This window comes from Streptomyces stoeckheimensis (genome assembly GCF_045822005.1).
GTDB classification, from domain to species: Bacteria; Actinomycetota; Actinomycetes; order Streptomycetales; family Streptomycetaceae; genus Streptomyces; species Streptomyces stoeckheimensis.
The window spans coordinates 6996730-7010308 of the sequence record NZ_CP169550.1; the positions used below are offsets into that span (position 1 = coordinate 6996730).

Sequence of the window (13579 nt, forward strand, 5' to 3'; positions counted from 1 at the left end):
ATCTGCACGCAGGACCCGGGAGGCGGACATGAGCCAGTACGACGAGTACTCGACCCCGTCGCAGGCCGAGGGTGAGCGGCTCGACGAGGACCTGGACGAGAAGCAGAAGAAGCTCCGCCACGCCCAGACGCAGCGGACCACGCCGTCCCAGGCGGAGGGTGAGCGCGGAACGGAGGACGACCAGAAGTAGCCTCCCGCTCCGAGCGCGGGCAGCCGGGGGGTCAGTGCGCGTCGACGGTCACCGTGAAGGAGAACCGGTCCCCGCGGTACCGGATCCGCGCCACGTCGACCACCCGGCCGGAGCCGTCGTAGGTGACGCCCGTGTAGTGCAGGATCGGGCTCAGCAGCGGTACGCGGAGCAACTCGGCCGTGAGCGGGTCGGCGAGCCGGGCCTCCACCGTGTCGGTGATCCGGCTGATGTCCACCTTCGCGATGTCCCGCAGCACCTTCGTCATCGGCCAGCGCTCCAGATCCGCCAGGTCGATGGCGTCGGCGAGCTCCGGACGCACCGCGTTCTCCGCCCAGTTGGTCGGCTCGCCGCTCTCGCTGTCGTGCCGGAGCCTGCGGTACGTGACCACCTCGGCGGTGTCCGGGAAGTGCTCCAGCAGCTCCCCGGACACCGCCGTCCGCTCGTGCCCGAGGATCGTCGTACGGTCGCCCGACTGCTGCGCCACGATCGCGTCGACCGAGCCGAGCAGCTGGACCGGGGCCCCGCGCAGCGCCGCCGGCTCGATGAAGGTCCCGCGCCGCCGGTGGCGGCTGATGAGCCCCTCGGTCTCCAGTTCCTTGAGGGCCTGCCGCATGGTCAGCACGCTCACCCCGTAGTGCTCGGCGAGCTGCTCCTCGGTGGGCAGGCGCAGCGAGGCGTCCGCGGTGCGCCCGAGTATCGAGGCGCGCAGCGACTGGGAGACCTGGTACCAGAGCGGCAGCTTCCGGTTGAGTACCAGCGAGTCGGGGGCGAAGGCGGTCACGGGTGGTTCTCCGTAGGACGGTGTGGGCGCGGCGGTGGCGGCGCCGCGCGGCATGCTCGTGATGTTAGGCGCGGAAGTGGCGCTCCAGCCCCTGCCAGACGTCGTCGTATCCGCCCTGGAGGTGGTCCGCGCCGGCGGCCTGGGCGGTGGCGGTGATCGGCCAGCGGGTCTCGAACATGAAGGCCAGGCCGTCGTCGATCTTCTGCGGCTTCAGCTCGGCGGCGCTCGCCCGGTCGAAGGTCTCCCGGTCGGGGCCGTGCGCGGACATCATGTTGTGCAGGGAGCCGCCGCCGGGCACGAAGCCTTCCGCCTTGGCGTCGTAGGCGCCGTCGATGAGCCCCATGTACTCGCTCATCACGTTGCGGTGGAAGTACGGCGGACGGAAGGTGTCCTCGCCGACCAGCCAGCGCGGCGCGAAGACCACGAAGTCCACGCCCGCCAGGCCCGCCGTGTCGGAGGGCGAGGTCAGGACCGTGAAGATGGACGGGTCGGGGTGGTCGTAGCTGATGGAACCGAGGACGTTGAAGCTGCGCAGGTCGTAGACGTACGGGACGTGCGTGCCGTGCCAGGCGACCACGTCGAGCGGGGAGTGGTCGTAGGTGGCGGTCCAGAGGTTGCCGCAGAACTTGTTCAGCACCTCGGTCGGACGCTCGGCGTCCTCGTACGCGGCCACCGGCGCGCGGAAATCGCGGGCGGCGGCCAGGCCGTTGGCGCCGATGGGACCCAGGTCGGGGAGCTCGAAGGGGCGGCCGTAGTTCTCGCAGACGTACCCGCGGGCGGTCTCGTCCTGGAGCTCCACGCGGAAGCGGACCCCGCGCGGGATCAGTGCCATCTCGCCCGGTCGGGCGCTCAGCAGGCCGAACTCGGTGCGCAGGAGCAGACCGCCGCGCTCGGGAACGATCAGCAGCTCGCCGTCGGAGTCGCTGAACACCCGGTCGGTCATGGAGGCGTTGGCGGAGTAGAGGTGGATGGCCATGCCGGAGCGCTGGGTGGCGTCGCCGTTGCCGCCCAGGGTCCACAGGCCCGCCAGGAAATCCGTACCGGGGGCCGGGTCGGGCAGCGGGTTCCAGCGGAGCCGGTTCGGGTCGGCCGGGGCCTCCGTGAAGGGCGCGCTGCGCAGGGCGCCGTTGTCCGCGGCCAGGGTGAAGCGCGGGTGCGCGGCCGAGGGGCGGATCCGGTAGAGCCAGGAGCGGCGGTTGTGGGAACGCGGCTCGGTGAACGCGCTGCCGCTGAGCTGCTCCGCGTAGAGGCCGAGGGGGGAGCGCTGGGGCGAGTTCCGCCCGATCGGGAGCGCACCGGGCACGGCCTCCGAGCTGTGCTCGTTTCCGAAGCCGGTGAGGTACTCCAGCCCCTCCGCCGTCTTCCTGGCCTGCTCGCTGCCGCCGCTCATTGCACGCTCCCGGTCTGCCGAAGGAATCCTATGCCTGACAGTAGGATTCCTCGGCTCGTGCGTCAACGGGGGGGATTCCGATCGGTCGGCCGACGGCGGGGCGACGGCGGGGCGACGGCAGGGTGATGGCGGGGCCATGACCGGCCGCCGGCCGGGCGGTAGCCGGGTCCTGGCCCCGCGGCGGCCGGGCATGGAGTGGTTGCCGGGTCACGACTTGGCGCGTCGGGGCCCTATTCCTGCGCGAGGGGATCCCAAAAGATGAACATTCCTCTACTCTCACGCGCATGTCGTGGACCCGCAGGTTTCCTGCCGTGCCGGCGGTGCTCCTCGCCGCCCTCCTAGCGCTTCTGTCCCTCCTCGTCGCCGCGCCCGCCGCGAGCGCGCACGAGGAGCGCCCCGTCGAGCTCCCCGACGGCACCGGCTCCGTCCCCGCCTACCGCACGGGAGAGCCCGACCTGATCGTCTGCAAGACCGACCGGCCCGCCTTCGAACGCCGGATATCCGCCTTCCCCGACGCCCTCAAGCAGCGCAACCTCGTCCTCTACGAACGCTGCGAGAAGAACGGCTTCCGCGACCTCCAGGCGGCGGTCGACGCCGTGGACCGCCCGGGCATGAACATCGCGATCCTCCCCGGCCTCTACGAGGAGGAGCCCTCGCTCGCCGAGCCCACCGCGGAGTGCGCCTCGCTCAAGGCGCCCAACTCCTCGCTCGGCTACCAGATCCTGACCTACGAGCAGCAGGTGGCCTGCCGCCACAACCAGAACCTCGTCGCCATCCTCGGCAAGACCGGCCTCCAGATCGAAGGCACGGGCGCCTCCCGCCAGGACGTGGTCATCGACGCCAAGTACCACAAGCTGAACGCGATCCGCGCGGACAAGTCCAACGGCATCTACTTCCGCAACTTCACCGCCCAGCGCACCACCTTCAACTCGCTGTACGTCCTGGCGGCCGACGGCTTCGTCATCGACGACGTGCTGACCCGCTGGAACGACGAGTACGGCTTCCTGACCTTCGCCAGCGACCACGGCCTGTACAAGAACTGCGAGTCCTACGGCAACGGCGACTCCGGCATCTACCCCGGCAGCGCCTCCGACATCAACGAGGACCGCGGCTACGACGTCCCCCGCTACTCCATCGAGATCACCGGCTGCCGCAGCCACCACAACATGGTCGGCTACTCCGGCACCGCGGGCGACTCGGTGTGGGTGCACGACAACGAGTTCGACCAGAACATGGGCGGCGCCTCGATGGACAGCGCCTTCCCCGGCCACCCCGGCCTCCCGCAGAACCACGCCTTCTTCGAACGCAACCTGATCCACGACAACAACGCCGACTACTACCACTACGTCGCGGACGGCACCTGCGCCAAACCGCCCGTCGAGCGCGGCTACGAGCAGGGGGTGGTCTGCCCGCAGATCTCCATGCCCCCCGGCACCGGCATCATCACCGCCGGCGGCAACTGGAACCTCTACGAGAACAACTGGGTGTACGGGCACCGGCGCGCGGGCTTCTTCCTCTCGGCCGTACCCGCCTTCATCCGCGGCGAGGAGGAGCTCTCCAAACAGACCGACACCTCCCACCGCAACCGCTACGCCGGCAACATCCTGGGCAAGGACAAGTCCGGCGCCTCCCGCCCCAACGGCATGGACGTGTGGTGGGACGGCCAGGGCCGGGGCAACTGCTGGCAGCAGGGCCCGGACGGCTCCACCCCGGGCACGCTCCCGCAGTGCGGTGAGCGGCGCGGCGCGGTCTCCGGCGGCTCGGCCCGGCTGGCCGGCGAACCGGTGAAGCTGGCCCAGCTCCTGGTCTGCGCCGACTACAGCGTCCAGGCGCGCAAGCTTCCGGCCGGCTGCGACTGGTACGGATCCCGGGGCCTCCAGCGGGTGGAGACCCAGCTCGCCCTCGCCGTCGCGGCGGTCCTCCTCCTCGTCGGCGGCCTCCTGTGGTGGCGCCGCCTGCGCCACTCGCGATCGGCCGGGGTGGCCGCGCTGCTCGGCCTCGCGGGCCTGGCCCTGGACGTGGCCGGCTCCACGATGGGCCTGGTCGGCACCTTCGTCCCGGCGCTGGCCCTGCTCTGCCTCGGCCTGTGGTGGACCGGCACCGGCCTCGCCCTGCGCCCCACCCGGCCCTGGCTGGCCCGCCTGACCCTGCTGCTGGGCGCGCTCACCCTCCTCGACGCCTTCGACAAGGCCGTCCTGATGATTCCCTGGATCCCGCTCAGCCCCGCCTGGATACGGTCCCTCGTCGCGGTGCTCTGGATCCTCTGGGCCGTCGTCGCCGCAGCCCGCCCCGGCGGCGCCCCGGCCCGCCCGGCAGGCCCCGGCGGAGACCCGGCCGGCGACCGGGTCCCCGTCCCCGCGGGCCCGGCCCCGACCCGCAGCGCCGAAGCCGAGACCGAAGCCGCGGGCGCGGGCGAGGCCGCGGGCGGCGCCGCTGCCGGGGGAGGCCGGCCGTGACGGGCCACCCGGGCCACGCCGACCACCCGGGCGGCCGCCCCGAACGGCGGACCCGGTGCGACGTCTGCGGTACGCCGCCAGGCCGACTCCGCCGGTCCCGCCCGTCCCGCCGGACGGGCCGCGCGGCGACGCTGCTCGCTCTGGCCCTGCTGCTGGCGGGCGGCGCGGCGACGGGCTGCGGGGGGCGGGCCACCACCCACCACAAGCCCGGCACCACCCACGAGCAGGCCTCCGGCAAGGTCGGCACCCTCCTCACCGCCGACGACGGCGCCGGCCACCGGCTCCGCGAGGTCCCGGCCGAGGGCGCGCCGGAGGTCCGGCTCGCCGCCCGGCCGGACTCCGAGGACGGCTGGAACCTCCAACTGGCGGTGACGAACTTCCGGTTCACCCCCGACAGCGCCGGGGGCGCCGCCCTCCCGGGCGCCGGCCACGCGCACCTGGAGCTGGACGGCCGCAAACTGGCGCGCCTGTACGGACCCTGGTTCCACCTGCCCGCCGCGCAGGTACCGGCGGGCGGCCCCCACACCCTGACCGTCCGCCTCTACGCGGACGACCACACGGCCTGGGCGGTGGCGGGCAAGCCGGTCGAAGCGACCCTCGAACTCGCCGCCGGATCCGGCCAGTCCACCCACCCGCACTCCCCGGCCGCACCGAACCCCACACCCCCGGAGGCCGCGCAGGAGGCAGACCGCACGGTGACCATCGCCGTGCGGGACGGCAAGGTCAGCCCGGCCCCGGGCCGGGTGGAGCTGACGCGCGGCGAACGCGTGGCCCTACGGGTCACCAGCGACCGCGTCGACACCCTGCACGTCCACGGCTTCGACAAGGAACTCGCCCTGCCGGCGGGCCAGGAGGCCACCCTGATCCTGACGGCCGACCGCACGGGCCTCTTCGAGGTCGAGACCCACGCGTCCGACCTCGTCCTGACCCAACTCCTCGTCCGATGACGCTCGCGCACGGCATCGGCTCGCAGCACGATCTGCCGATCTCTCCCTTCTACGCCTTCGCCGGCGCCTTCACCGCACTCTTCGTCTCCTTCCTCGCACTGGGCCTCCTCTGGTCGGCCTCCCGCTTCCGCGGCGACCGCTCGGGCGTGGCCCTGCCCGCGGGGCTCCAGCGGGTGGCCGACGCCCCGGCCACTCGCACCGCCCTGCGCGGGCTCGGCCTCGCGGCCTCGCTCGCCGTCCTCCTGTACCTCCTCCTCGGCCCCGACGACCCCGCCCGCAACCCCGCTCCCGGCGCCGTCTACGTCCTGCTCTGGGTCGGCCTCGTCCCCGCCTCCCTCCTCTTCGGCCCCGTCTGGCGCCTACTCAACCCCCTCCGCACCCTGCACCGCCTGCTCGCCCGGCTCGCCGGGAGGCTCCGTACGGCCCGTCCCGCAGCCGCAGTTGCCGCCGGGGCCGCCACGGCCGCCTCGCGCTCCTCCCGGGGCCAGCGGCCCCCGGCACCGCACCTCGCCGTGGTGCCGGATTCCCCCGGCGTGGATCCCCCTGGCCCGGAGCCCCGATCGCACCGCCCGCTCCCCGCCCGGCTAGGGCAATGGCCGGCCGCCGCCGGGCTCTTCGCCTTCACCTGGCTCGAACTCGTCTCTCCCGATCCCGCCTCCACCACCACCCTCCTGATCGCCCTGGCCGGCTACGCCGCCGTCCACCTCCTGCTCGCCGCCCGCTACGGCGAACGCTGGTTCGCCGACGGAGACGCCTTCGAGGCGTACTCCGCCCTCCTGGCCCGGCTCTCCCCCCTCGGCCGTCGCAGCGACGGCCGCCTGGTCCTCCGTAACCCCTTCCACGGACTCGACGCGACACCCGAGCGGCCCGGCCTCGTCGCCACCGTCTGCGTCCTGCTCGGATCCACCGCCTACGACGGCTTCTCCGACAACCCCTCGTGGATCAACGCGATCCAGACCTCCCCCCTCGGCCGCACCCCGGCCGCCACCCTCGGACTCGCCGGCGCCGTCGCCCTCGTCGCCGCCCTCTACTGCCTCTGCGCGGCGGTCACCCGCCTCGTCTGCGGCCCGCACCCCGGCCCGCTGACCGCCTTCGCGCACTCACTCGTGCCGATCGCCATCGGCTATCTCGTCGCCCACTACTTCTCCCTCCTGGTAACCGAAGGGCCACGCACAGTCATCATGGCGGTAGGCACTGACAACGCCCCCGAACCCTTGTCCCCCTTGGGCCCCGGCGGGCTCGCCGCCCTCCAGGTGATCGCCGTCGTGACCGGCCACGTCCTCGGGGTGATCGCCGCGCACGACCGCTCCGTACGCCTCTTCCCGCCCGCGAAAGCCGTCGCCGGGCAACTCCCGCTGCTCGCGCTGATGATCACGTACACCGTGGGCGGCCTCAGCCTGCTGCTGAACTGAGGCGGCAGAACCGGTACCGCCGCCGAACCGTGAACCCAGGAGCGGCATGATGGACCCCGTGCCCCCAGCCCACCCCCTGCGCCGGACGCCGATCCAGCAGCGCAGCGCCGACCGCCTCGCCCGGATCCTCGACGCCTGCGCGGAGCTCCTCGACGAGACCGGGTACGAGAACCTCAGCACCCGGGCCGTGGCCCTGCGGGCCGGTGTGCCGATCGGTTCGGTCTACCGCTTCTTCGGCAACAAGCGGGCCATGGCCATCGCCCTGGCCCACCGCAACCTGGACCGGTACGCCGACGGCATCGAGCAGCGTCTCGCGGACCTCCCGCACACCGACTGGCGCCCGGTCGTCGACGCGGTGCTGGACGAGTACCTGGTCATGAAGCGCAGCGTGCCCGGCTTCGCCCTCGTCGACTTCGGGGTGCCGGCGCCACCGCCCGAGGGGCCGGCCTCCGACCCCAACCACCTGGTCGCCGTCCGCCTCACCGAACTCCTCGGCGCCCACCTCGCCCTCACCCCGGACGCAGCCCTGGAACGGGCCGTCCTGGTCGCGGTCGAGGCCACCGACGCCCTGATCCAGCTGGCCTTCCGCAACGATCCGGACGGCGACGCCGCCATCGTCGCCGAAACGCGCGCGATGATGCACGCGTACCTCGCGCGCGTCCTGGACTGACGGGCCGGGGTCCGGGCCGCGGTCGAGACCGGGGCCGGGGCCGGAGTCCAGCCCGGCCCCGCCCATCATGGTCCGGACGGGCGATTACCCCAGGTGGAGAGGGTGCGCGGCGCCTTCGAGGCGGCCGGCAACCACCAGGTTGCCGGCCGGCGTGCGCCGCGCGAGGACGCCGGTGCGCAGGTACCCGTCGGGGGTGAAGGAGCGCGCGTTGAGGCCGGGCGCCCGGTAGTAGCCGCGGGCGGTGTAGGGGCCGCGGGCCAGGAGTTCGCCCGGCTCCCCGTCCGGGAGTTCCTTGCCGTCGGCGTCGACGACACGGATCTGATCGTCGGGGGAGAGCGGACGGCCCTGCGTCGTGAGCACGGTCTCGTCGGATCGTCGGGACGGGTGAGGGTGAGCATCCCTTCGGGCGCGGCGAAGACCTGCTGGAGACGGCAGTCCCACTCGGCGGCCACCCGTTCGGCGGTCGCGCGCTCCAGGGGTGGTGTGTTGCCGCCGATCTGTACGAGGCGCAGGCTGCTCACGTCGGCCCCGGATCCGGCTCCGGCCCCGGCAGCGTCCGCGGAACGCGCGTCGAGCCAGTGCCGGGCCGCGGCCGGCGTCAGTGCGGCGACGGTGACCCGCTCGCGCTCGACGGCCTCCAGGTAGGCGGCGGGTTCCTGGTCCTCGACCAGGACGACGGTGCCGCCGACGGTCAGCGTGCCGATGATGCCGGGGCCGCCGAAGGCGAGGTTGAGGTCGGAGGGCAGCGCGGCGAGGTACACGTCGTCCTGGGTGAGCGACACCAGCTCGGCCGCTGCCCGCGCCTGGTAGGCGTAGTCGTTGTGGGTGCGCGGAACCAGCTCGGGCACATCGCCGGGACGGCCGGAGAGCAGGAAGAACGCCACCTGGCCGGCGGTCAGCGCGAGCGCCGGTTCGGGCGGCGAGTCGAGGGAGTTCAGCGGGAAGTAGTGGCAGCCCGCCGTGTCGGTCGTGAACCCGCCGTACGGGTCCGAGGTGCCGGGCGGCTCGAAGGTGAACACCCGGCGCAGGAAGGGGCCTTGCGCCGCGATCTCGGCGGCCATCGCCGTGTGGTCGAAGCCCCGGTAGGTCGGGGGGCCGACGTAGCCGGTGGCCTCGGAGACCTGGACCACGTGGGACACCTCGGGCGCGCGGTGCGAGATCGGGCAGAGCACGGGGACCGCGCCGGCGCGCATCAGGGCGAACGCGGTGACGACGAGCTCGGGAATGGCGGGCAGCTGGACGAGGACCCGCTGCCCGGACCGCAGGCCGCGCAGCCGGAACCCGGCGGCCATCCGGCCCACGCGGCGGTTCAGGGCCGCGTACGTGATGCGGGTGTCGCCGTGGGCGAGCGCGGTCCGCGGTCCGTACTGCAGGGCCCAGCCGCGCAGCAGGTTGTCCAGCGTATTGCCCCGCCAGTGGCCGGACGCCCAGTAGTAGTCGACGAATTCCTCGGGCCAGGGCGTACAACCGTCGAGCGTGGATGTCATTCGGCAATCCAAACCGTCCCCACCCATAGGGGCAATGTGCTTTCCCGACCAAGGGTGCGGAATTGCGTCAGCAGAAGGACCAAGGGGCGCCGCTGACCAGGGGGAGCGGCCGGGGTGTGCGGGGGCCGGCGTGAATGTGCGCGGGGTGCGGCGGGGCTTTCGCGGCGTGTCCGGCTTCTTGCGGCGCGTTCAATTGCGCATTGACCCACGCAGTTCCCCGAGCCCGGCCCCGAGCCGAGGCCCCGTCCCGCCCCGAGCCCGGCCCCGAGCCGAGGCCCCGTCCCGCCCCCGGAGCCCTCAAGCCCCTCCCCGCCCCCTCCCCGGATTCCGTGTGCCGCGGACCCTCCCCACCGTGCCTACCGGTCGGTATGCTCGGTGCCGCTCGCGCGGGTCCGGCGCCCGTGCCCCGTGCCGCAGCCTGTTGCCCCTGGAGGGCCCATGCCCCGCACCGCCCTGCGCATCTGCCCCCTCTGTGAAGCCACGTGCGGCCTCACGCTCACCATCGAAGGCACCACCGTCACCGGGGCCCGAGGGGACCGTGACGACGTGTTCAGCCGCGGTTTCATCTGCCCCAAGGGCGCCGCCTTCGGTGGCCTCGACGCCGACCCCGACCGGCTGCGCACCCCCCTCGTGCGACGCGACGGCCGGCTCCGCGAGGCCACCTGGGAGGAGGCCTTCCAGGCCATCGCCGACGCGGTCCCCGCCCTCGTGCGGGCGTACGGGCCCCAGTCCGTCGGCGTCGTCCTCGGCAACCCGAACGTCCACACCATGGCCGGCCAGCTCTACCCGCCGCTGCTCCTCAAAGCCCTCGGCACCCGCAACCTCTTCACCGCCAGCACCCTCGACCAGATGCCCAAACACGTCTCCAGCGGCCTGCTCTTCGGGGATCCCTTCGCCATTCCCGTCCCGGACCTCGACCGCACGGACTTCCTCCTGCTCCTCGGGGCGAACCCGGTCGAGTCCAACGGCTCCCTGTGCACCGCACCCGACTTCCCCGGCCGGCTCAAGGCGCTGCGCGCACGGGGCGGCACCCTCGTCGTCGTCGACCCGCGCCGCACCCGCACCGCCAAGCTCGCCGACCGCCACCTCGCGCCGCGCCCCGGCAGCGACGCGCTGCTGCTCGCCGCCCTGGCCCAGACCCTGCTCGCCGAGGAGCTGACCGATCCGGGCGTGCTCGCGGAACACACGCAGGGCATCGGGGAACTCGCCGAAGCGCTCGGTGGTTTCACTCCCGAGGCCGTCGCCCCCGCCTGCGACCTCACCGCCGAGGAGATCCGCGCGCTCGCCCGGGATCTCGCGGCCGCGCCGACCGCCGCCGTCTACGGGCGGATCGGCAGCTGCACCGTGGAGTACGGCACGCTGGCCAGCTGGCTGATCGACGTGCTGAACATCCTGACCGGCAATCTCGACCGGCCGGGCGGAGCCCTGTTCCCGCTGTCCGCGACCGACCGCGCACCCCGGCCGGCCGGACCCGGCAAGGGCTTCAGCCTCGGGCGCTGGCACAGCCGGGTCAGCGGCCACCCCGAGGCCAAGGCCGAACTCCCGCTGGCCGCGCTGGCGGAGGAGATCGACACCCCGGGGGAGGGGCGGATCCGGGCCCTCGTCTCCATCGCGGCGAACCCCGTGCTGTCCGCCCCCGACGGCCGGCGCCTCGACGCGGCCCTGGCCGGGCTCGACTTCATGGTCAGCGTCGATCCCTACCTCAACGAGACCTCACGCCACGCCCACGTCGTCCTGCCTCCCGCGCCGCCCTCGCAGAGCGCCCACTTCGACTTCTCCTTCAACACCTTCGCCGTCCGCAACCAGGTCCGCTATTCGCCGCCCGCCGTCCCGCTCGAAGACGGGCGCATGGACGAGTGCGAGATCCACGCCCGTCTCGTGCTCGCCGTCTCCGGCATGCACGGAACCGACCCGGGAGCCGTGGACGACCTGGCCATCGGGGCCACCCTCGCCCGGGAGTGCGCCGACCCGGACTCCCCGCTGCGCGGGCAGGATCCGGCGCGCCTCGCCGGGCTGCTCGCGGGCGGCAGCGGCCCCGAGCGCCGCCTCGACCTGATGCTCCGCCTCGGCCCCTACGGAGACCGGTTCGCCGCGGCCCCCGGCGGCGACGGCCTCGGACTGGACCGGCTCCGCGCGCACCCGCACGGAATCGACCTGGGCCCGCTGCGCCCCCGGCTCCCCGGCCTGCTGAGGACGCGCAGCGGCAGGATCGAGCTCCTCCCGGACCCGATCGCGGCCGAACTCCCCAGGCTGCGCGGGACGCTCACCGACCGCCCCGCCGCCCTGGTCCTCGTGGGCCGCCGCCACCTGCGGTCCAACAACAGCTGGCTGCACAACGTTCCGGCCCTCGCCGGAGGCTCCAACCGCTGCACCCTGCAGGTCCACCCGGACGATGCCGCCCGGCTCGGCCTCACCGACGGCCGCCCGGCCCGGATCACCGCCGACGGCGGCAGCCTGGAGGTTCCCGTGGAGGTCACCGACACCCTCCGTACCGGCGTCGTGAGCCTCCCGCACGGCTGGGGCCACGACCGCCCCGGCACCCGCCTGTCGGTGGCCGCGGCGGTGCCCGGAGTCAACGTCAACCAGCTCCTCGACGGCAGCCGACTCGACCCGCTCTCCGGTACGGCCGTGCTCAACGGCTTCCCCGTCGAACTGACACCCATCCCCTGAGCTGGGGTTTTGCTCGTATTGCTCACGCGCGGACGTCTTGTTGGCCCCAGGAGGAGGCGCCTAGGTTCCCCCCATGCTGACCTTCCTCGGCTTCGCCATGATCGCGACCTTCCTGGTCCTGATCATGCTGAAGAAAATGTCGCCCATCGCGGCGCTCGTCCTCATCCCCGCGCTCTTCTGCGTGTTCGCCGGACAGGGCGCGCAGCTCGGCGGCTACGTCATCGACGGAGTCGGCAAGCTCGCGCCGACCGCCGCCATGCTGATGTTCGCCATCGTCTACTTCGGCGTGATGATCGACGTCGGCCTCTTCGACCCGATCGTGCGCGGCATCCTGCGCTTCTGCAGGGCCGACCCGATGCGCGTCGTGGTCGGCACCGCCGTCCTCGCCGCCATCGTCTCGCTCGACGGCGACGGCTCGACCACCTTCATGATCACCGTCTCGGCGATGTACCCGCTCTACAAGCGCCTCGGGATGAGCCTGGTGGTCATGACCGGGGTCGCGGCCACCGCCAACGGCGTCATGAACACCCTGCCCTGGGGCGGCCCCACGGCCCGCGCCGCCACCGCGCTCAAGCTCGACGCCGCCGACATCTTCGTACCGATGATCCCCGCGCTCGCGATGGGGCTGCTCTTCGTCTTCGTCCTGGCCTACGTCCTCGGCCTCAAGGAACGCCGCCGCCTCGGCCTGCTGACCCTTCCCTCCGGCGCCGAGCGGTTGGCGGAGCCGGCCGAGGAACTCCTGGTCGCGGCCGGTACGGGCCCGGCCGCCGCCGGAAGCCCCGAGGCCTCCCTCCCGTCCCCCCGCTCCACGGGACCCGCCCCTGACGCCCCCGCCCCCACCCCGCAGACGCCCACCGACGGCGTCACCCCCGCCGAGCGCGCCACCCGGACCCAAGGCGCCACCCCCGCCGAGGACGGCTTCCAGGGCCTCGACCCGCACCGCCCCACCCTGCGACCCCGCCTCTACTGGTTCAACGCGGGCCTCACGGTCGCCCTGCTCACCGCCATGATCATGGAACTGCTCCCGATCCCGGTGCTCTTCCTCCTCGGGGCCGCCCTCGCCCTCACCGTCAACTTCCCCCACATGCCCGACCAGAAGGCCCGGATCGCCGCCCACGCCGAGAACGTCCTGAACGTCGCCGGAATGGTCTTCGCCGCCGCCGTCTTCACCGGGGTCCTCACCGGCACCGGCATGGTCAAGCACATGGCCGACTGGCTCGTCGGCGCGATCCCCGAGGGCATGGGCCCGCACATGGCCCTGGTCACCGGCCTGCTCAGCCTCCCCCTCACCTACTTCATGTCCAACGACGGCTTCTACTTCGGCGTCCTGCCGGTGCTCGCCGAGGCGGGCGCCGCCCACGGGGTCTCCCCGCTCGAAATCGCCCGCGCCTCCCTGGTCGGGCAGGCCCTGCACATGTCGAGCCCGCTCGTTCCGGCCGTCTACGTCCTCGTGGGCATGGCCAAGGTCGAGTTCGGCGACCACACCCGGTTCACCGTGAAATGGGCGGCCCTGACCTCCCTGGTGGTCCTGGCGGCAGGGATGCTTTTCGGCATCATCTGACCCCGTCCGCCCCTG

10 protein-coding genes and 1 pseudogene are annotated in these 13579 nt (G+C 73.1%); 7 read left to right on the forward strand and 4 right to left on the reverse strand.

Going from position 1 to position 13579, the window contains the following annotated elements:
* The first annotated feature begins 28 nt into the window (after positions 1 to 28).
* Positions 29 to 190, forward strand: coding sequence for a hypothetical protein (locus ACE1OC_RS31690; protein WP_250740294.1), 162 nt, complete (start codon positions 29 to 31; stop codon positions 188 to 190).
* Positions 191 to 221: 31 nt separating this feature from the next.
* On the opposite strand, the gene ACE1OC_RS31695 is transcribed toward ACE1OC_RS31690, so the two are convergent.
* The gene (locus tag ACE1OC_RS31695) at positions 222 to 971 is read right to left on the reverse strand and encodes a GntR family transcriptional regulator (protein WP_407841742.1); all 750 of its coding nucleotides are present in this window, start codon (positions 969 to 971) and stop codon (positions 222 to 224) included.
* Positions 972 to 1035: 64 nt separating this feature from the next.
* Positions 1036 to 2361 (reverse strand): homogentisate 1,2-dioxygenase, encoded by a 1326-nt coding sequence (gene hmgA, locus ACE1OC_RS31700; RefSeq protein WP_407839871.1) that lies wholly within the window; start codon positions 2359 to 2361, stop codon positions 1036 to 1038.
* 284 nt (positions 2362 to 2645) lie between these two features.
* Here hmgA and ACE1OC_RS31705 point away from each other — a divergent pair, with 284 nt between their 5' ends.
* From ACE1OC_RS31705 to ACE1OC_RS31720, 4 genes are all read left to right on the forward strand, one after another.
* Positions 2646 to 4817, forward strand: a complete 2172-nt coding sequence (locus ACE1OC_RS31705) for a right-handed parallel beta-helix repeat-containing protein (protein WP_407839872.1) — start codon at positions 2646 to 2648, stop codon at positions 4815 to 4817.
* Between the two features lie 131 nt (positions 4818 to 4948).
* Complete coding sequence (locus ACE1OC_RS31710; protein ID WP_407841743.1) at positions 4949 to 5764, forward strand: hypothetical protein; 816 nt, start codon at positions 4949 to 4951, stop codon at positions 5762 to 5764.
* Positions 5761 to 7176, forward strand: a complete 1416-nt coding sequence (locus ACE1OC_RS31715; RefSeq protein WP_407839873.1) for a hypothetical protein — start codon at positions 5761 to 5763, stop codon at positions 7174 to 7176. The genes ACE1OC_RS31710 and ACE1OC_RS31715 overlap by 4 nt, the downstream gene beginning before the upstream one ends.
* 49 nt (positions 7177 to 7225) lie before the next feature.
* Positions 7226 to 7846: a TetR family transcriptional regulator gene (locus ACE1OC_RS31720; protein ID WP_407841744.1), complete on the forward strand. Its 621-nt coding sequence runs from the start codon at positions 7226 to 7228 to the stop codon at positions 7844 to 7846.
* Between the two features lie 84 nt (positions 7847 to 7930).
* Here ACE1OC_RS31720 and ACE1OC_RS31725 read toward each other — a convergent pair whose 3' ends face one another.
* Positions 7931 to 8287: an AMP-binding protein gene (locus ACE1OC_RS31725; RefSeq protein ID WP_407841745.1), complete on the reverse strand. Its 357-nt coding sequence runs from the start codon at positions 8285 to 8287 to the stop codon at positions 7931 to 7933.
* Positions 8287 to 9360, reverse strand: a pseudogene (locus tag ACE1OC_RS31730) (AMP-binding protein); the annotation flags it as partial. The gene ACE1OC_RS31725 and the pseudogene ACE1OC_RS31730, both read right to left, overlap by 1 nt.
* Positions 9361 to 9771: 411 nt before the next feature.
* On the opposite strand from ACE1OC_RS31730, the gene ACE1OC_RS31735 reads away from it, so the two are divergent.
* Both ACE1OC_RS31735 and ACE1OC_RS31740 read left to right on the forward strand, forming a co-directional pair.
* Entirely contained in the window at positions 9772 to 12003 is a 2232-nt protein-coding gene (locus ACE1OC_RS31735; RefSeq protein WP_407839874.1) for a molybdopterin oxidoreductase family protein, read from the forward strand.
* Positions 12004 to 12076: 73 nt separating this feature from the next.
* Entirely contained in the window at positions 12077 to 13564 is a 1488-nt protein-coding gene (locus tag ACE1OC_RS31740; RefSeq protein WP_407839875.1) for a CitMHS family transporter, read from the forward strand.
* The last annotated feature ends 15 nt before the right edge of the window (positions 13565 to 13579 follow it).

Coding starts and splice junctions, on each gene's coding strand:
- ACE1OC_RS31705 (WP_407839872.1), top strand. CDS start 2,646: ATGTCGTGGACCCGCAGGTTTCCTGCCGTGCCGGCGGTGCTCCTCGCC.
- ACE1OC_RS31735 (WP_407839874.1), top strand. CDS start 9,772: ATGCCCCGCACCGCCCTGCGCATCTGCCCCCTCTGTGAAGCCACGTGC.
- ACE1OC_RS31690 (WP_250740294.1), top strand. CDS start 29: ATGAGCCAGTACGACGAGTACTCGACCCCGTCGCAGGCCGAGGGTGAG.
- hmgA (WP_407839871.1), bottom strand. CDS start 2,361: ATGAGCGGCGGCAGCGAGCAGGCCAGGAAGACGGCGGAGGGGCTGGAG.
- ACE1OC_RS31720 (WP_407841744.1), top strand. CDS start 7,226: ATGGACCCCGTGCCCCCAGCCCACCCCCTGCGCCGGACGCCGATCCAG.
- ACE1OC_RS31740 (WP_407839875.1), top strand. CDS start 12,077: ATGCTGACCTTCCTCGGCTTCGCCATGATCGCGACCTTCCTGGTCCTG.
- ACE1OC_RS31715 (WP_407839873.1), top strand. CDS start 5,761: ATGACGCTCGCGCACGGCATCGGCTCGCAGCACGATCTGCCGATCTCT.